This is a genomic window from Pseudoalteromonas sp. S1650 (assembly GCF_005887195.1).
Lineage (GTDB): Bacteria > Pseudomonadota > Gammaproteobacteria > Enterobacterales > Alteromonadaceae > Pseudoalteromonas > Pseudoalteromonas simplex.
Genome location: NZ_PNDF01000010.1, coordinates 21,564 through 39,138 on the forward strand (window position 1 = coordinate 21,564; position 17,575 = coordinate 39,138).

Consider the following 17,575-nt stretch of genomic DNA (forward strand, 5'->3'; position numbering starts at 1 on the left):
ATATAAGGGCAGAAATAAAAAAATGTATACGCATAGGAGTAATTTACGGGAAAAGCGCAGGGTTACCCTACGCTTATTAGTTATTTATTAACGACAGCTTGCAGGTCTGTATTTCGAGTCAACTGTTCCTGTATTACATGTCCATGAGATAGTACCACCTCCAGATGGAATACCTGGTACAAGAATAAGTGTCGCATCTTGTGTTACTTTTTCATTATAAGTGATTACAATTGTTCCATCACCAGTGATTTCAACGCTGTCAACCGCATTGCCAGTCATAGCTCCTGATGCAGGTAAACCTGCTTCATCGTTAGTGCTAGGCCAATCACCTTCAGATACGTAATATTCAGTTACAGCACCTTTTGCAGCAGCTGCTAAATTTAGACCTTCACTAACGTGTGCGCGTTTCGTGTAATCTTGATAAGCAGGAAGTGCTACTGCAGCCAAAATACCGATGATTGCAACTACAATCATTAATTCAATTAGGGTGAAACCCTGTTGGTTTTGTTTTGTCATTTGTTCCTCTCCTAAAGGATATGATGATTTTGTAAGTTTAGCTGTAACTTCAGCGTTGTAAACCAAGGCTCAATTTACAGGATAAATCTTACAGTTTTAATTAAAACTTCTTTAATAAAGCTTGATTGATAACATAAAACTCTTAGAACTTCCCATGTTCTGAAAACATTAATTAACTTTAGCATTATTCAATGATTTTGAAAGCTATTTTCCTGTTAGCTAGAGGTTTTTTCAGAACTTTCCTACTTTAGTTTGAGACAGGTCAAGCTAATTCAATTATTGCACTGTTTGATATGGCATCCTTGCTAATACTTTGAAGAGTGAAACTAAAATGTGTGTAATAGCCTAGGGTGAAGACATACTAAAGAGTGATATTTTGCCGTATAAATGTTTGTTTTTTGTTACTATTACAAGCTTTGTACGTATTTAATGCTTTTTTTATTTCGTTGTCAACGGATTAGGTAAGCATTAAATACGTGGCTAGCTATTTTTAAGCACTAAAACGCATTGAAAGGTCGATTGATTGTAAATTTTTTGTAAGTGCGCCACTTGAAATAAAGTCAACGCCAGCCTGCGAATAGGTTTTTAAGGTTTCGAGTGTCATGTTGCCAGATACTTCGAGCTTTGCTCGCTTGTCTGTCAGCACGACTGCTTGTTGAATTTGTTCGACTGTAAAGTTATCAAGCATGATGATATCAGCACCAGCTGTGATTGCTTGCTCAAGCTCATCAAGTGACTCCACCTCAACCTCAACTGGTTTTGTAGGGTGATTGATTTTTGCTTGAGCTACTGCTTTATCAATACCGCCACAGGTAGCGATGTGGTTTTCTTTAATTAAAAACGCATCAAACAAACCGATACGATGATTCGCGCCGCCGCCACATTTTACAGCGTATTTTTGTAGCGCACGTAAGCCAGGAATTGTTTTACGCGTATCGAGTAGCTGCGTCGTTGTACCCTCAAGCTCTTTTACATAATGAGCTGTTGTTGTTGCTGTACCTGAGAGTGTTTGTACAAAGTTAAGGGCAGTGCGCTCAGCAGTTAAAATTGCGCGAGCTGAGCCTGATGCGGTGAAGAGCGTGCTATTGGCTGCTACTTTGTCGCCGTCATTTACAAGTACTTCAACGTTTACTGTAGGATCGACTTGGTTAAAAACTTCTAAAATAATGTCTTTACCACAAAATACGCAGTCTTCACGGGTAATTACCTTGGCATTGGCTCGCTCGTTTTCTGGAATTAGTTGCGCGGTAATATCACCGTCATTTGCGCTTTGGTAATTTAAATCTTCATCAAGGGCAAGTTTTACCAGTTGGCTAATTAATGTGTGTGGGACTGACATGTCGAAAGCTCATTGTTTATTAATAAATTGGCGAAATTTTACTATGTTTAACCCCTCAATAGAAGACAAAGATTGGCTACAGTAAAGTATACCCACCGTTACTTTAAGTGATTGAAACAAAGCAACTAGACCCTGAGATTTTAACCCTTTACACTATTTAACTTTATTGTCATCGTTAGTTTTTAATATGCATATAGATGAATTGGGCCAATTAAACAATGTGTTACAAAGGCCCTGTACACATTACGATGAACGCCCAGAAGGCGAGGTATCATTACTTGTTATTCATAATATTTCATTGCCTGCAGGGCAGTTCGCAACGCCTTATGTTGATGATTTGTTCATGGGAACAATTGATTGTACGGCGCATGAAAGCTTTGCTGATTTAAAAGGCTTAAGAGTGTCTGCACATTGCTTTATTCGTCGTACCGGTGAAGTTATTCAGTACGTGCCTTTTGAGAAACGAGCTTGGCACGCCGGTATCTCAAAGTTTGAAGGTAGAGAGCGCTGTAATGATTTTAGCGTGGGCATTGAGCTTGAAGGTACAGACACCAAAGCGTATACCCAAGCCCAATATAATGCATTACACTTAGTGACTAAGGCGTTGATGGCAAAGTACCCTGAGATAAACCGTTCGCGCATTGTTGGCCATTGTGATATTGCACCGGGCAGAAAAACTGACCCAGGTGCGAGTTTTGATTGGCAATACTATTTTGATTTAGTGTTTTAGTTAAAGGATATAGGTAAAGGCATGATCTTAATTTCAATAATTATTGCTTTGGTGATTGAGCGTTTAGGAGCTCGAGCAGATTATTGGCAAATCGGTTTTTATGCCAATAGATATCTTAAACACTCGCAAAAACAACTCTCAGAAAAAGGCTTATTTAATTCGCCAATTGGCTTTTTGATTTGGTTAATGTTGCCTGTCGTTGCCGCAGGTTTAGTCTATCAACTCTCTGATTTTATTATTTGGCAGCTGGCAGTGAATGTTGCTGTGCTGCTGGTATGTTTTGGCTGTGCTAAACAACGTGCTTTATATAAGTCTTACTTAAATGCGTTAACCCGCAACGATCAAGAAGCGGCTACCTTATATGCATTACAAATGGGGCAAAAGAAAACTGAAGATGAGCCTCAAGGTGAGACTTTTGGTCAGACTTTAGCTTGGCTTAACTTTCGCTTTTATTGCGCAGTCATTTTTTGGTTTGTGGTTTTAGGTGTGCCTGGCGCGGTTCTTTATGCGCTAGTTCGAACCTTTGCTGACAAAGTCAGAGACGACCATAAAGTGGCGTACGCTAAGCGTTTTAAGCTGATCCATAGCTTACTGTTTTGGCTTGATTGGTTACCTGCACGAGTTGCAAGCTTTGGCTATTTAGTGATTGGCAACTTTAATAAAGGCACCAGTTGTTGGCTGAAGTATGTGCTCGACTTTTCAGTGAGTAACCGCAAAGTTGTTACGCAAACCGCACTTGCCGCTGAGCAAATAGAGCAACAACATTTCGGTTGTACTTATGAAGCCACTTGCATGATGAAGCTTGTAAAACGAAATGTATTGTTCTTTTTAGTGATCATCGCAGCACTTACTTTATTTGGTGGTTTGGCGTAGTGTGTAAAGTTAGCGAGTTGAAAGAGTAAGCTTGTTGTATAACTTTATTCATTAATTGCTCTACTAATGCACTTCGATTGAGTTCTGATTTTTTCAGCACTGAAGTGCATCCTACTTCGAATATTTTTCAGTACTCAATTCAACTAACATCTAAAACCTGACCTCTAAAAGCTGTTGTTGCTCAATCTGGTCTGACCATTTATTTTTTATTGTTTTTTCCTTCAGAAAAAGCCACTTTAATCCATACTGTTTAATCTTTAGACGAATTACGTTAGGGTGTAACTAGGCGCTGAACGTAGTGAAATTGACAGAAATACGGGTTTTTGATAACGTATGCGAAAAATTTGGTATGACCAATTTACCTTTTTGGTCAAAGCACAAGGCTAAATACCCGATATTTATGGGGTTAGCGCATAACAATGCGGACGTTAATAAATGTCTTTAAAGATTAAAGCAGCAAAATTATCTGATGTAATTTTACAACAACTTGAGAATATGATTCTTGAGGGGTCGTTAGCGCCAGGCGAAAAGCTGCCTCCTGAACGTGAATTAGCGAAACAATTTGAAGTATCGCGACCTTCACTGCGTGAGGCGATTCAAAAGCTAGAAGCCAAGGGGTTAGTAACGCGTCGCCAAGGGGGTGGAACGTTCGTAAAAAATCAGCTTGAAGAGGGGCTCACTGATCCGCTTTTTGATTTGATTAGTAAGCATCCAGAGTCACAATTTGATTTACTTGAATTTCGTCATGCCCTTGAAGGAATTGCTGCATATTATGCAGCTATGCGCGGCACAACGAATGACTTCAAAAAAGTAAAACAAAGCTTTGACAACATTGCGCTCGTTAATGACGACATTGTGCAAAAAGCAAAAGCAATTAATGCATTCCATTTTAGTGTGGCAGAAGCGTCTCATAACGTTGTACTGCTACATTTAGTACGTGGTATGCAGGCCTTGTTAGAGCAAAATGTATTACAGAATTTAACTGTACTGTTAAAAAAACCACAGATCAGCCAACAGCTCGCAGAACATAGACGACTGTTGATGGATGCGGTTATTGAAGGAAACCCAGAGCAAGCACGTCTTGCTAGTAATGCTCACTTAGCCTTTATCGAAGAAGCCTTACTTGAGGCTGGCAAAGAGCATTCGCGGATTGAACGTAGTTTAAGACGCACCAAACAACATTAAGCAAGTGATTAGCTAAGTTTAGTTAACTACTTAATTTTAAGATTTATTAAAATAATTAGTATTTTAAACATAAGGAAACCTCCATATGTCTGAAGTCAATAAAATTGACGTAGACGCGCTAGAAACACAAGAGTGGTTACAAGCCCTTGAGTCTGTTGTGCGTGAAGAAGGTGTTGAACGTGCTCAATTCTTACTTGAGCAAGTGTTAGAGCAAGCCCGTTTAGACGGTGTTGATATGCCTACTGGCACAACCACTAACTACGTTAATACCATTCCGGTAGATCAAGAACCTGCTTACCCAGGTGACGTAAACATTGAACGTCGTATTCGTTCAATCATTCGTTGGAATGCGATCATGATCGTATTACGCGCGTCGAAAAAAGATCTAGACTTAGGCGGCCATATGGCGTCTTACCAGTCTTCAGCTGCATTCTATGAAGTATGTTTTAACCACTTCTTCAAAGCACCAAACGATGTTGATGGCGGTGATTTAGTTTATTACCAAGGTCACATTTCTCCAGGTATCTATGCACGTGCATTTGTTGAAGGTCGTTTAACTGCTGAGCAGCTTGATAACTTCCGTCAAGAAGTTGATGGTAAAGGTCTTCCTTCATACCCACACCCTAAGTTAATGCCTGAATTCTGGCAGTTCCCTACGGTATCTATGGGTCTTGGTCCAATTGCTTCAATCTACCAAGCTCGTTTCTTAAAATACCTAGACGGTCGTGGCTTAAAAGACACTAAAAACCAACGTGTATACGCTTTCTTAGGCGATGGTGAAATGGATGAGCCAGAATCACGTGGTGCAATCTCATTCGCTGCGCGTGAGAAGCTAGATAACTTATGTTACCTAATCAACTGTAACTTACAGCGTTTAGATGGCCCAGTAATGGGTAACGGTAAGATCATTCAAGAGCTTGAAGGCCTATTCAAAGGTGCAGGCTGGAACGTGATTAAAGTTGTATGGGGTAGTGGTTGGGATATCCTACTTGCTAAAGATACATCAGGTAAATTACTGCAGTTAATGAACGAAACGATTGACGGTGATTACCAAACATATAAAGCAAAAGACGGTGCATATGTTCGTGAGCACTTCTTCGGTCGTTACCCAGAAACAGCAGCACTTGTTGCTGATATGACTGATGAAGAAATCTTCGCACTTAAGCGTGGTGGTCATGAGCCTTCTAAACTTTACGCTGCATTCAAAAAAGCGGAAGAAACTAAAGATCGTCCGACTGTGATCCTAGCTAAAACTGTAAAAGGTTACGGCATGGGTGAAGCAGCCGAAGGCAAAAACATCGCGCACCAAGTTAAGAAAATGGACATGACCCACGTTGAGCACTTACGTTCACGTTTAGGTCTACAAGATTTAGTTTCTGATGAAGAAATTAAAGACTTACCATATCTTACTCTTGAAGAAGGCTCTGAAGAGTACAAGTATCTTCACGCTCGCCGTGAAGCGCTACAAGGTTACACACCTAAGCGTATTCCTAAGTTTTCTGAAAGCTTAACATTGCCAGAAGTTGAGGCGTTCAAGCCACTACTTGAAGAGCAAAAGCGTGACATCTCTACAACAATGGGCTTTGTACGTGCACTTAACGTATTACTAAAAGACAAAGGCATTGGTAAAAACATCGTTCCTATCATCGCTGATGAAGCGCGTACATTTGGTATGGAAGGTTTATTCCGTCAAATCGGTATTTACAACCCGCATGGCCAAAACTACACACCACAAGACCGTGACATTGTTTCTTACTATAAAGAAGCAACATCAGGTCAGGTACTACAAGAAGGTATCAACGAGTTAGGTGCAATGTCATCATGGGTTGCTGCTGCAACATCATACAGCACTAACGATTTACCAATGATCCCATTCTACATCTACTACTCAATGTTTGGTTTCCAACGTGTAGGTGATATGGCGTGGATGGCTGGTGACCAACAAGCACGTGGTTTCTTACTAGGTGCTACGGCAGGTCGTACTACACTAAACGGTGAAGGTTTACAGCATGAAGATGGTCACAGCCACATTCTTGCTAACACGGTTCCTAACTGTATTTCTTATGATCCGACATTCGCATACGAAGTAGCGGTAATCATGCAAGACGGTATCCGTCGCATGTACGGTGAAGACCAAGAAAATGTGTTCTATTACCTAACGCTAATGAACGAAAACTACCATCAACCAGCAATGCCAGAAGGCGCTGAAGAAGGTATTCGTAAAGGTATCTACAAGCTTGAAACTGTGGCTGGCGATAAAGCGAAAGTACAGTTACTAGGTTCAGGTACTATCATGATTGAAGTGCGTAAAGCGGCACAAATCCTGAGCGAAGAGTATGGTATTGGTTCAGATGTATTCTCTGTAACGTCATTCAATGAGTTAACGCGTGACGGTCAAGACGCTGAGCGTTTCAACATGCTTAACCCTGAAGCAGAACAAAAGACTGCTTACATCACGAACGCATTAACTGATGCCGTGACTGTTGCTGCAACAGACTACATGAAGAACTACGCAGAACAAGTTCGTTCATTCGTACCAAGTAGCAACTACAAAGTGTTGGGTACTGATGGTTACGGTCGTTCTGATAGCCGTGAAAACTTACGTCGTCACTTCGAAGTGAATGCTGGTTATGTTGTGGTTGCAACACTATCTGAGCTTGCTAAACGTGGTGAAGTTGAGAAGTCAGTGGTTGTTGAAGCAATCAAGAAATTCGACATCGACACAAACAAAGTTAACCCGCTATACGCATAAGAGGTTCCAATGAGTATTGAAATTAATGTACCAGATATCGGTGGCGATGAAGTTGAAGTAACCGAAATCCTTGTTAGCGTTGGTGATAAGGTTGAGGTTGACCAATCGTTATTAACGGTTGAAGGCGACAAAGCATCAATGGAAGTACCTGCTGCACAAGCAGGTACGGTTAAAGAAATTAAAGTAGCTGAAGGTGATACGGTAACTACTGGTTCACTTATCATGATCTTCGAAGGTGAAGAACAAGCTGCGGCTCCTGCAGAGGCTAAAGAAGAAGCGCCAGCTCCAGCAGCTGCGCCTGCAGCTTCTGCTACACAGGAAGTAACTGTGCCAGATATCGGCGATGATGAAGTTGAAGTAACTGAAATCATGGTTGCGGTAGGTGACACGGTTGAAGAAGAGCAATCTTTATTAAGCGTTGAAGGCGATAAAGCATCAATGGAAGTACCTGCTCCAATGGCGGGTACGGTTAAAGAGATCAAAATCGCGACTGGCGATAAAGTGAAAACGGGCTCTCTAATCTTCGTTTTTGAAACAGCTTCAAGCGGTTCAGAAGCGCCTGCTGCAGAATCAGCACCTGCTGAAGCAGCGCCGGCAGCAGCGGCATCAAGCACTAAAGAAGTTAACGTGCCTGATATCGGTGGTGACGAAGTTGAAGTAACCGAAGTGATGGTTGCTGTAGGCGACAAGGTTGAAGAAGATCAGTCAATCTTAAACGTTGAAGGCGATAAAGCATCAATGGAAGTACCAGCACCATTTGCCGGTACTGTTAAAGAAATCAAAGTAGCAGCTGGGGATAAAGTATCAACTGGCTCACTTATCTTTGTATTTGAAGTAGCGGGTAGTGCACCAGCTGCAGCGGCACCTGCTCCTGCAAAAGCTGAAGCAGCGCCTGCAGCAAAAGCGCCTGCGGCTGAAAAGCCTGCATCAGCACCTGCAAGCAACGAAGGCTTTGCAGATAACAAAGCGTATGCACATGCATCGCCTGTTGTACGTCGTTTAGCGCGTGAATTTGGTATTAACCTAGCAAACGTAAAAGGCACGGGTCGTAAGAATCGTGTTGTGAAAGAAGACGTACAAAACTACGTGAAAGATCTTGTGAAGAAAGTTGAGTCAGGTCAGCTATCTGCAGGTAAAGGTAATGCCGGTGGCGGTGAGTTAGGTCTTATCCCTTGGCCTAAGGTTGACTTTGCTAAGTTTGGTGAAATTGAAGAGAAGAAACTTTCTCGTATCCAGAAGCTATCAGGTGCAAACTTACACCGTAACTGGGTGCAAATCCCGCATGTCACACAGTTTGACGAAGCTGATATCACAAGCCTTGAAGCATTCCGTAAAGAGCAAAATGCCCTTGCTGAGAAGAAAAAGCTGGGTGTTAAGATCACACCACTTGTATTTGTGATGAAGGCAGCGGCGAAAGCATTGGCTGAATTCCCAACGTTTAACTCTTCACTGTCTGAAGACGGCGAAAGCTTAATCTTGAAGAAATACATCAACATTGGTGTTGCAGTTGATACGCCAAATGGCTTAGTTGTTCCAGTGTTCAAAGATGTTGATAAGAAAGGCATCATTGAGCTTTCTCGTGAGTTAATGGATATTTCTAAGAAAGCACGTGACGGCAAGCTAACTTCATCTGATATGCAAGGCGGTTGTTTCACAATCTCAAGCCTTGGTGGTATTGGTGGTACAGCGTTCACACCAATTGTAAATGCGCCAGAAGTTGCTATCTTGGGTGTATCTAAGTCAGAAATGAAACCTAAGTGGAATGGCAAAGAGTTTGAACCTAAATTAATGGTTCCATTATCAATGTCATACGACCATAGGGTTATTGACGGTGCACTAGCAGCACGCTTTACTGTGACGCTAGCAAGCTACATGAGCGATATTCGTCAACTAGTGATGTAGTCGTTTTACAGTTTATAAGAATCAAATCCCAGCAAGTTGTTTTTTGCTGGGATTTTTACCATTGGCAATGATACAATCTTTGCCATAGAACAATCTTGGTATAGATATCTGCTCTCCCTTTCTGCCTTGCAGAAACATGGCAGTTAAACTTAGGGGCAGTGTCCCGTTCAAACATTTAAGGTAATAGCATGAGCAACGAATTAAAAACTCAAGTTGTTGTACTAGGCGGTGGTCCTGGTGGTTATTCTGCGGCTTTCCGTGCTGCTGACTTGGGCTTAGAAGTAACATTGGTAGAATCTCGCAACACATTAGGCGGTGTATGTCTAAATGTGGGTTGTATTCCTTCAAAAGCACTTTTACACGTAGCTAAAGTGATCGATGACGCTGCAGAAATGTCATCTCACGGCGTTACTTTTGGCAAGCCTGAAATCGACCTAGACAAAATCCGTTCTTGGAAAGAGTCTGTAATCGGTCAATTAACTGGCGGCCTAGACGGCATGGCTAAAATGCGTAAAGTGAAAGTGGTTAACGGTTACGGTAAATTCACTGGCAGCAACACCATTGCTGTTGAAGGTACTGACGGTACAACAACAATCACGTTTGACAATGCTATTATTGCAGCAGGTTCTCAACCAGTTAACTTACCTTTCATCCCTGAAGATGACCGCGTAATTGACTCAACAGGTGCGCTAGAGCTTAAAGACGTTCCTGAGAAACTACTTGTTTTAGGTGGTGGTATCATCGGTCTTGAGATGGGTACTGTATACCGTGCACTAGGTTCTGAAATCGACGTTGTTGAGTTTGCTGATCAATTAGTACCAGCAGCAGATAAAGACGTTATCAAGATCTACCAAAAATACGTTAAGAACAAGTTCAACGTAATGCTTTCTACTAAAGTTGTTGGTGTTGAAGCGAAAGAAGACGGTCTATACGTTTCATTCGAAGGTAAAAATGCACCAGCTGACGCAGTACGTTACGACAAAGTACTTGTTGCAGTAGGGCGAACACCTAACGGTAAGCTTGTTGATGCTGATAAAGCAGGTGTTAATGTTGATGAGCGTGGTTTCATCAATGTTGATAAACAGCTTAAAACAAACGTTGGTCACATCTTCGCTATCGGTGATATCGTTGGTCAACCAATGCTTGCACACAAAGCGGTACACGAAGGTCATGTTGCTGCAGAAGTTATCTCTGGTCAGAAACACTTCTTCGATCCTAAGTGTATCCCTTCAATCGCATACACAGATCCAGAAATCGCATGGGTTGGTGTAACTGAGAAAGAAGCAAAAGAGCAAGGCTTAAGCATCGAAACTGCTGTATTCCCTTGGGCTGCTTCTGGTCGTGCAATCGCTTCAGCACGTACTGAAGGTCAAACTAAGCTAATCTTCGATAAAGACTCAGGTCGTGTTATCGGTGGTGCTATGGTTGGTATCAACGCAGGTGAAATGCTAGGTGAAATCGGCTTAGCTGTTGAAATGGGCGCAGACGGTGAAGACCTAGCGTTAACTATTCACGCTCACCCCACGTTAAACGAATCAATCGGTCTAGCTGCTGAAATCTTCGAAGGTTCAATCACTGACCTTCCAAACAAAAAAGCAGTTAAAAAGAAGTAAGTTCTTTTGACTAATCATTTTAAAAACCCAGCTCCGGCTGGGTTTTTTGTTTTTTAACCATCAGCACATTTTAGTTATTCGCAATAAGACTGAATCAAAAGCCAGCTGTTAACTTCGTTAAGAATTACTATAAAAAAACCGCGTTTGCTTTCACAAACACGGCTTCTATTCTTCATTAGCTTGTAGCTTACTATACTTTAAACGCATCTACCGATAAACGCAGTTCTTCAGCCAGTTTTGCTACTTCAGAGCTTGAGATATTAGTTTGGTTTGCACCTTCAGCTGTTTGCTCTGCGATTGCTACAATCGACTCTAAACGTTCACTGATCTCTTGAGATACTTGCTGCTGTTCGTGAGCGGCTGTTGAAATCTCTTCACTTACGTTATGAGCCTGTGCAACGGCAGCAGTGATTGAATCAAGGGCCGTGTTTGCAAGGTCTGATTGCTCAACACACGACTCAGCTTGTTGCTTACCTTTCGACATAGCCGATACAGCAGCCTCAGCGCCAACCTGAAGCGATTCAATCATTGCTTGGATCTCTTGGGTCGACTCTTGAGTCTTGCTTGCTAGAGAGCGTACTTCATCAGCAACTACGGCAAAGCCTCGGCCTTGTTCACCGGCACGGGCTGCTTCAATGGCTGCATTAAGCGCAAGTAGGTTGGTTTGCTCAGCAATGCCACGAATAACATCTAAAATGCCACCGATTGAAGCGCTGTCTTTATGAAGCTGGTTGATAACTTGCGATGCATCATCGACTTCACGAGCTAGTTGTTCAATGGTTGCTTTATTTTGTGATGAAATGCCTTTGACACGATCTGCTTCTTTGTCAGCGTTCTTTATTTCACTAAGAGCTTGTTGAGCACTGCTACTTACCGCTTGTGATGTACTGCTCATCTCAGTTGTTGCCGTTGCCGCTTGTTCAACCTGTGCTTGTTGATTACGTATAGCTTGGCTAGATTCTTCAGTGATTGCCGATGTCTCTTCAGAAGCAGCTGCTAGCTGTGTAGAGCGAGAGATTATACCTTGGATAAGCGTACGCAAACTTTCAATTAGCGTATTACAGCTACGTGATAGTTCACCGAACTCGTCTTTAGCTGAGTCGTCAAGACGCTGTGTCATGTCACCGCTTGCCACGATATCAAGGATACGGTTTACTTCAGAAAGGGGCTTGGTTATACGATTAACAGTCACAGCAGCAACGATGATAGCAATTAAAGTAGCAATCACCATGGCAACCCAAGTCCAAATAGTTGCTGTTGAGACATTACCGCTGACATCTTGCTGCAAGTCAAAAGCCAGCACTGTAGCTTGGTCAACTAGTTCTTTTAATTGCTTTAATGCTTCACTAGTAGAGTTTTCTGCGTTTGCTAATTCAGCTTCTGTTTTAGCAATTGCATCAATTAAACGTTTTTTATTTGCAGATAAACTGTTATTACCACGAACATTATCTGAAAGCGTTTCAAAGTAGCCGTTTAAATCATTATACAAACCGGCGTTATTATCAATAATTGCTGGGCGAATGAGCCCTAAACTACGCTCAACTTCTTCTAAGTAATAAACCTGTTCATTTTTTACGATGTCTAATGTGTTGAGAGTTTTCACCGTAAGCATATCAGTGCTGTTAGTGACGACTGATTGGAAGTTGTTTTCCATGTTATTGGCGGCTTGATAAGCACGTGAATGGTTTTCTTCAAGTCCATCTATATCAATAATATCAAGCACCACTGAATTTGCATCTTCAGCACTGATTTCGATGTTTTCAAGCTGGGTGCGTAGTGTTTTATTTAGCTCAAGTTGAGTTTGTTTATCTGCAAACAGGTTGTCGACAGACTTAACAAAGCGCTTATAAGTTTGCTCAACTTGTTGGCTGCTTTGTTTTAGCTTTGGATCGTTGCTAACAATTTGTTGAAGCTCTTGGTAGGAATTATCATATCGTTTTTTTTGTTGGTTGAAATTTTTTCTTAATGTCGCCAGTTCATCTTGCGCACTAGTATAAAAACTTGCCTGAGCTGACTTACTCATTAAAATAAATTCAACCTGTAACTCATAACTCTTATCGAGAGCTGGCAGCGAAAGCTGGTTAACTCGCTGTGTTGATTGATCTATGTTGGTAATTTTTACCAACGAGTTACCACCAATAAAAAGCAGGAGTAACGTAATAACAATAAAGCCACCCCAAATGCGCTGTCTAACGGTCAAGTTCATATGCAATTCCAGAAAATAGTACTAATCAACACTTATCGGCAAGGTTGCCAATTAGTTAAGTATTTAAATTTAATTAGCTTTAAATTAAATTTATTTTAATTGTTATAAATCTAACAGATGTTCAGCTATTTTTCAGTTTATTTAGATAAAAGAGTGGGATTTTTCGACGAAATAGTCTTTTGTGTTGAGTTCCATTAGGGTCATTGCGCCACCCCAAACACAGCCTGTATCAAGAGCGTGGATGTTTTCTTGTTTGACTTTACCTTCTAAAGCAGCCCAGTGGCCAAATGCAATATGCTGTTTTAACTTAGAAATATCAGGGTGATCGAACCAAGGTATTATTGAGCTGTCTTCACTAATACTGGTTTTGTTTGCAAAATCGAGTTCACCTGTAAGGTTTACGAACCGCATCCGAGTGAAATAATTAACAATATAGCGAAATTTAGCTTCACTACTTAAATTCGATTGCCACTGTAACGGATGGGGATCGTACATATTGGCGAAGTAATGAGTTGCATCAGCTCCTTGATAGCATTGCTGGGCAAAACTAGCACGTTTCAATGCTTTTTTTATTGACCAGCTAGGATTTAGGCCAGCATGACTTATCAGCATGTTATAGCGTTCAAGCCAAATAGCTAATGGCTGTTGCTGTAAAAAATGAATATATTCAGCGCGTTTTGGACTATTAAAAACATCGGCCAGCTTATCTTTGGGGTTTGCAGGTTTATTTAGATAATGACAAGCGATAAGGTGTAAATCATGATTACCAAGGGTAATAGTTACACTGCCTTGCATAGTATGAAGACGCTCGAGACAGGCGAGTGAGTCAGGACCTCGAGCGACTATATCGCCGACTAAATAAAGGTGATCTTGGCTTGGGTTGAAGTTGACCCGTTTCAATAACGCATCAAATTCACTATAACACCCCTGTAAATCACCAATTGCATAATCAGCCATCGTTATTTAGTGCAATATGTTTGGGCGAGCTAAACGAAACACCTCGATTGGTGCTTCGAATTCAGTCCCAAATTCGTTACGCATGGTGTAATGACCTTGCATTGTCCCAACTGGGGTATCAAGCACAGCGCCACTGGTGTATTTGTAGCTTTCACCTGGGGCAATGGTTGGGGTTTCACCAACAACACCTTCACCTTGTACTTCCACTTCTTTGCCGTTAGCATCAGTAATTAACCAATAACGGCTCAAAAGCTTAGCACTGCATAAACTGTGGTTTTTAATGGTGATAGAATAAGCAAAAACGTATTTATCTTGTTCAGGCTCTGATTGACCTTCTACGTAGAAGGTCTCAACCGACACCTTAATTGGAGAACCTAGATTACTGCTTGTTGTCATAAATCCAATTAGCTATATCAATAAATTGTTGTAAAGACAGGCTTTCAGCACGCAGCGTGATATCAATGCCGATGCTTGTTAGTTCTTCAGCTATAAGTAAGTTAGATAAACTATTACGCAGAGTCTTACGGCGCTGATTAAAGGCTTCTAAGCATACTGTGTTAAGAAGTTTTGTACTTTTAGCTGAACGCTGTTCAGGCTTTTTAGGGATCAAACGAATTACTGCTGAATCGACCTTAGGGGCTGGCTTAAAGCACTCTGGTGGCACATCAATCACTGGCATTGCGTGACAGTAATATTGTGTCATTACACTCAAGCGGCCAAAAGCTTTGCTGCCTGGGCCTGCGACCATACGTTTAACTACTTCTTTTTGCAGCATAAAGTGCATATGCTCAACATTGTCTGCAAATTCAAATAAATGGAATAACAGCGGGGTCGAAACATTGTAAGGTAAGTTACCAAAAATCTTTAATTTTTCGTCTGACTTGATCAAAGAGCTAAAGTCGAACTTCATTGCATCGCCTTGATGCACTGTTAACTTTGGCCCTAAGAATGGGTGGCTCGTTAAACGTTCTGCTAAGTCTTTATCTAACTCAACAACCGTTAGGTGGCCACTTAAATCAGCGACTGGCTCAGTGATAGCACCAAGACCCGGGCCGATTTCTACTAAATTATCTTCAGGTTTAGGATCAATGGCCGTGACGATTTTGTCGATGATCATGTCATCGTTTAAAAAGTTTTGACCAAAACGCTTACGAGCGCGGTGTCCTAAATGTACTTTATCTGTCATTGATTCTGTGCTTTTTCATGGGCGAGCTTAATTGCTTCGCGGATCGCTAATTCAAAACTACCTACATCAGCAGTACCTGTGCCGGCTAAATCGAGAGCCGTGCCGTGATCTACTGAGGTGCGAATAAATGGCAGGCCAAGAGTGATGTTGACCGAATTGCCGAAACCTTTGTATTTTAGCACAGGTAATCCCTGATCGTGATACATTGCAAGCACTGCATCTGCTTGCGAAAGATATTTATCTTGGAATAGGGTATCAGCAGGCAATGGGCCAATTAAGTTCATACCTTGGTTATTTAATAGCTCAAGAGTTGGCGTTATAGTGTCAATTTCTTCAGTGCCTAAATGACCATCTTCGCCGGCATGTGGGTTTAAGCCACATACGAGAATGCGTGGCTTTTCAATGCCAAACTTTGTTTGTAAGTCATGATTTAATATTGTGGCTACTTTGCTTAAACGCTCAACGGTGATTGCGCGCGATACATAAGCAAGCGGTATATGGGTCGTAACAAGTGCCACACGCAAGCCTTCAGTTGCTAACAACATCACCACATCAGCAGTATTTGATTGCTGTGCAAAATACTCTGTGTGACCGCTGAACGAAATCCCCGCTTTGTTGATAATCCCTTTATGAACAGGGCCTGTAACAACAGCAGCAAAAGTACCATCCATATTTTTTTCACTGGCAATGCGCAGTGTATCCAACACATATTGACCGTTAGCGTCATTAAGTACGCCCACTTCAACGTCTGTGCCTAAATCTACTTGGTGTAAGTAAACGCTGCCTGCAGGGGCAATGCTTGGTGCTTGGCTATCATCGAAGTCAATTAAATTGATATCTAAACCAAGCAACTTAGCGCGCTGTTTTAATAACGCGCCATCAGCAATCACCACCAGTTGGGCATCCCACTGGTGCTGCGCTAACTTGATAAGTAAATCAGGGCCAATACCAGCTGGCTCACCTGGGGTAATTGCAATTCTAATGGTCATAATTATTATTCTGTTGGGAAAATATCAACGTGTGCTTGCTCACGCATTTCTTGCTGCCAGTTGAAACTTTCTTCTTTAAATTTACGATTAAACAGTAGTTGGTGAGCGCGGTTACGTTTAGCTTGCTCTGTTTTATCTGCTACACGCTTATCAAGTAGCTGTACAATGTGCCAACCAAACTGAGTTCTGAATGGCTCACTGATTTCATTTTTATCTAGAGAAAGCAGGGTATTTTTAAATTCTGGTACATAGGTGCTTGGGTCAGTCCAGTCGTACTCACCACCTTTTAGTGCTGAACCTGGATCTTCAGAGTACTCTTTAGCAAGTTCTGCAAAGTCAGCTTTACCATCACGAAGATCTTTTGCAAAGCCTTTAAGCATGTCACGCGCTTTTTCTTCGCTTAAAATAATTGATGGTTTAACTAAGATATGGCGTGAACGAACTTCTGTTGTTTCAACAACTTGACGACCACGAACATCTTGCACTTTGATGATGTGGAAACCAGCACCTGAACGAAGCGGACCAACAATGTCATCTTTTTTATGACCTTTTACAGCTTCTGCGAATAGCGATGGCATTTCGTTGATGCTCATCCAACCAAGCTGACCACCCTCAAGTGCCTTTGAGCCGCTTGAAGATGAAATAGCAATACGCTTGAACTCTTTGCCTTCTTTTAAAAACTCAATAACTTTCTCAGCTCGCGTTTTAGCGCTCGCAATTTCATCCGCAGTAGCATCACTAGGAATATCAATCAAGATATGGCCAATGTCATATTCTTCGGCATTTTTACCTTGTGTTTCCATGATTTTTAACAGGTTATCAATTTCTTGCGTACTGATATAAATACGGCGATCCACGTTCATACGAGTTACTTGTTGCGTGGTGATCTCTTTACGGATTTCTTCGCGATATGCAGGGTAGCTGTCTCCAGCCGCTTCAATTGTCCGACGTAAGTCAGCAATACTGCCACCTTGCTCACGCGCCATATTTTCTAAAGTTTGGTCTAATTGCGAGTCTGAAATCTCAAGACCCATACGCTCAGCAAGTTGCATCATTAGTTCTTGGCTAACTAAACGCTCAATGGCTTGAATTCGCAGTGTATCATCAGAAGGTAATTCTTGACCTTGCTCTGCAGCCTGGGTCTTTACGCGATTAACAATGGTATCTACTTCACTTTGTAAGATAACACCTTGGTTAACAACGCCCACCACTTTGTCAATTTCAACTGGTTTTGCGAAAACGCTTTGGCATAGGCCAACTGTTAATAATGCTGATGCAAATAATTTTTTTAAATTCATACTTTTTCTAATACTCTTGCTAATAGTAC

At 41.6% G+C, this 17,575-nt stretch carries 14 protein-coding genes; 6 read left to right on the plus strand and 8 right to left on the minus strand.

Annotation, left to right across the window (positions count from 1 at the left end; translation table 11 throughout):
* Positions 1-87: 87 nt before the first annotated feature.
* Positions 88-516 (minus strand): pilin, encoded by a 429-nt coding sequence (locus CWB80_RS23070; RefSeq protein ID WP_138602184.1) that lies wholly within the window; start codon positions 514-516, stop codon positions 88-90.
* Positions 517-1,006: 490 nt separating this feature from the next.
* Positions 1,007-1,855: a carboxylating nicotinate-nucleotide diphosphorylase gene (nadC, locus tag CWB80_RS02420; protein ID WP_138602186.1), complete on the minus strand. Its 849-nt coding sequence runs from the start codon at positions 1,853-1,855 to the stop codon at positions 1,007-1,009.
* A gap of 187 nt (positions 1,856-2,042) precedes the next feature.
* On the opposite strand from nadC, the gene ampD reads away from it, so the two are divergent.
* The 6 genes from ampD to lpdA all read left to right on the plus strand — a co-directional run bounded on the left by ampD (position 2,043) and on the right by lpdA (position 10,910).
* Positions 2,043-2,585, plus strand: a complete 543-nt coding sequence (gene ampD / locus CWB80_RS02425) for a 1,6-anhydro-N-acetylmuramyl-L-alanine amidase AmpD (protein WP_138602188.1) — start codon at positions 2,043-2,045, stop codon at positions 2,583-2,585.
* Between the two features lie 21 nt (positions 2,586-2,606).
* Positions 2,607-3,458, plus strand: coding sequence for a beta-lactamase regulator AmpE (gene ampE, locus CWB80_RS02430; protein ID WP_138602190.1), 852 nt, complete (start codon positions 2,607-2,609; stop codon positions 3,456-3,458).
* Positions 3,459-3,893: 435 nt separating this feature from the next.
* On the plus strand, positions 3,894-4,643 hold the full coding sequence (pdhR, locus tag CWB80_RS02435; protein ID WP_036965924.1) for a pyruvate dehydrogenase complex transcriptional repressor PdhR: 750 nt from the start codon (positions 3,894-3,896) through the stop codon (positions 4,641-4,643).
* Positions 4,644-4,728: 85 nt separating this feature from the next.
* Complete coding sequence (aceE, locus tag CWB80_RS02440; RefSeq protein ID WP_138602192.1) at positions 4,729-7,395, plus strand: pyruvate dehydrogenase (acetyl-transferring), homodimeric type; 2,667 nt, start codon at positions 4,729-4,731, stop codon at positions 7,393-7,395.
* Between the two features lie 9 nt (positions 7,396-7,404).
* Positions 7,405-9,297, plus strand: coding sequence for a pyruvate dehydrogenase complex dihydrolipoyllysine-residue acetyltransferase (aceF, locus tag CWB80_RS02445; RefSeq protein ID WP_138686271.1), 1,893 nt, complete (start codon positions 7,405-7,407; stop codon positions 9,295-9,297).
* A gap of 188 nt (positions 9,298-9,485) precedes the next feature.
* Positions 9,486-10,910, plus strand: coding sequence for a dihydrolipoyl dehydrogenase (lpdA, locus tag CWB80_RS02450; RefSeq protein WP_054550993.1), 1,425 nt, complete (start codon positions 9,486-9,488; stop codon positions 10,908-10,910).
* Between the two features lie 190 nt (positions 10,911-11,100).
* Here lpdA and CWB80_RS02455 read toward each other — a convergent pair whose 3' ends face one another.
* From CWB80_RS02455 to surA, 6 genes are all read right to left on the minus strand, one after another.
* Positions 11,101-13,116 carry a methyl-accepting chemotaxis protein gene (locus tag CWB80_RS02455; RefSeq protein WP_138601742.1) on the minus strand — a complete coding sequence of 672 codons (2,016 nt, stop codon included), beginning with the start codon at positions 13,114-13,116 and terminating at the stop codon, positions 11,101-11,103.
* Between the two features lie 141 nt (positions 13,117-13,257).
* Positions 13,258-14,073 carry a symmetrical bis(5'-nucleosyl)-tetraphosphatase gene (locus tag CWB80_RS02460; RefSeq protein ID WP_054550995.1) on the minus strand — a complete coding sequence of 272 codons (816 nt, stop codon included), beginning with the start codon at positions 14,071-14,073 and terminating at the stop codon, positions 13,258-13,260.
* Between the two features lie 6 nt (positions 14,074-14,079).
* Positions 14,080-14,469 carry a Co2+/Mg2+ efflux facilitator ApaG/CorD gene (gene apaG, locus CWB80_RS02465; RefSeq protein WP_054550996.1) on the minus strand — a complete coding sequence of 130 codons (390 nt, stop codon included), beginning with the start codon at positions 14,467-14,469 and terminating at the stop codon, positions 14,080-14,082.
* Positions 14,453-15,259 (minus strand): 16S rRNA (adenine(1518)-N(6)/adenine(1519)-N(6))-dimethyltransferase RsmA, encoded by an 807-nt coding sequence (gene rsmA / locus CWB80_RS02470; RefSeq protein ID WP_138601740.1) that lies wholly within the window; start codon positions 15,257-15,259, stop codon positions 14,453-14,455. The genes apaG and rsmA overlap by 17 nt, the downstream gene beginning before the upstream one ends.
* Positions 15,256-16,248: a 4-hydroxythreonine-4-phosphate dehydrogenase PdxA gene (pdxA, locus tag CWB80_RS02475; RefSeq protein ID WP_054550998.1), complete on the minus strand. Its 993-nt coding sequence runs from the start codon at positions 16,246-16,248 to the stop codon at positions 15,256-15,258. Before pdxA ends, rsmA begins: the two co-directional genes overlap by 4 nt.
* Positions 16,249-16,253: 5 nt before the next feature.
* On the minus strand, positions 16,254-17,546 hold the full coding sequence (gene surA, locus CWB80_RS02480) for a peptidylprolyl isomerase SurA (RefSeq protein ID WP_138601738.1): 1,293 nt from the start codon (positions 17,544-17,546) through the stop codon (positions 16,254-16,256).
* Positions 17,547-17,575: the final 29 nt, after the last annotated feature.

Coding starts and splice junctions, on each gene's coding strand:
- ampE (WP_138602190.1), top strand. CDS start 2,607: ATGATCTTAATTTCAATAATTATTGCTTTGGTGATTGAGCGTTTAGGA.
- ampD (WP_138602188.1), top strand. CDS start 2,043: ATGCATATAGATGAATTGGGCCAATTAAACAATGTGTTACAAAGGCCC.
- lpdA (WP_054550993.1), top strand. CDS start 9,486: ATGAGCAACGAATTAAAAACTCAAGTTGTTGTACTAGGCGGTGGTCCT.
- pdhR (WP_036965924.1), top strand. CDS start 3,894: ATGTCTTTAAAGATTAAAGCAGCAAAATTATCTGATGTAATTTTACAA.
- pdxA (WP_054550998.1), bottom strand. CDS start 16,248: ATGACCATTAGAATTGCAATTACCCCAGGTGAGCCAGCTGGTATTGGC.
- rsmA (WP_138601740.1), bottom strand. CDS start 15,259: ATGACAGATAAAGTACATTTAGGACACCGCGCTCGTAAGCGTTTTGGT.
- nadC (WP_138602186.1), bottom strand. CDS start 1,855: ATGTCAGTCCCACACACATTAATTAGCCAACTGGTAAAACTTGCCCTT.
- aceE (WP_138602192.1), top strand. CDS start 4,729: ATGTCTGAAGTCAATAAAATTGACGTAGACGCGCTAGAAACACAAGAG.
- CWB80_RS23070 (WP_138602184.1), bottom strand. CDS start 516: ATGACAAAACAAAACCAACAGGGTTTCACCCTAATTGAATTAATGATT.
- CWB80_RS02455 (WP_138601742.1), bottom strand. CDS start 13,116: ATGAACTTGACCGTTAGACAGCGCATTTGGGGTGGCTTTATTGTTATT.
- surA (WP_138601738.1), bottom strand. CDS start 17,546: ATGAATTTAAAAAAATTATTTGCATCAGCATTATTAACAGTTGGCCTA.
- CWB80_RS02460 (WP_054550995.1), bottom strand. CDS start 14,073: ATGGCTGATTATGCAATTGGTGATTTACAGGGGTGTTATAGTGAATTT.
- aceF (WP_138686271.1), top strand. CDS start 7,405: ATGAGTATTGAAATTAATGTACCAGATATCGGTGGCGATGAAGTTGAA.
- apaG (WP_054550996.1), bottom strand. CDS start 14,469: ATGACAACAAGCAGTAATCTAGGTTCTCCAATTAAGGTGTCGGTTGAG.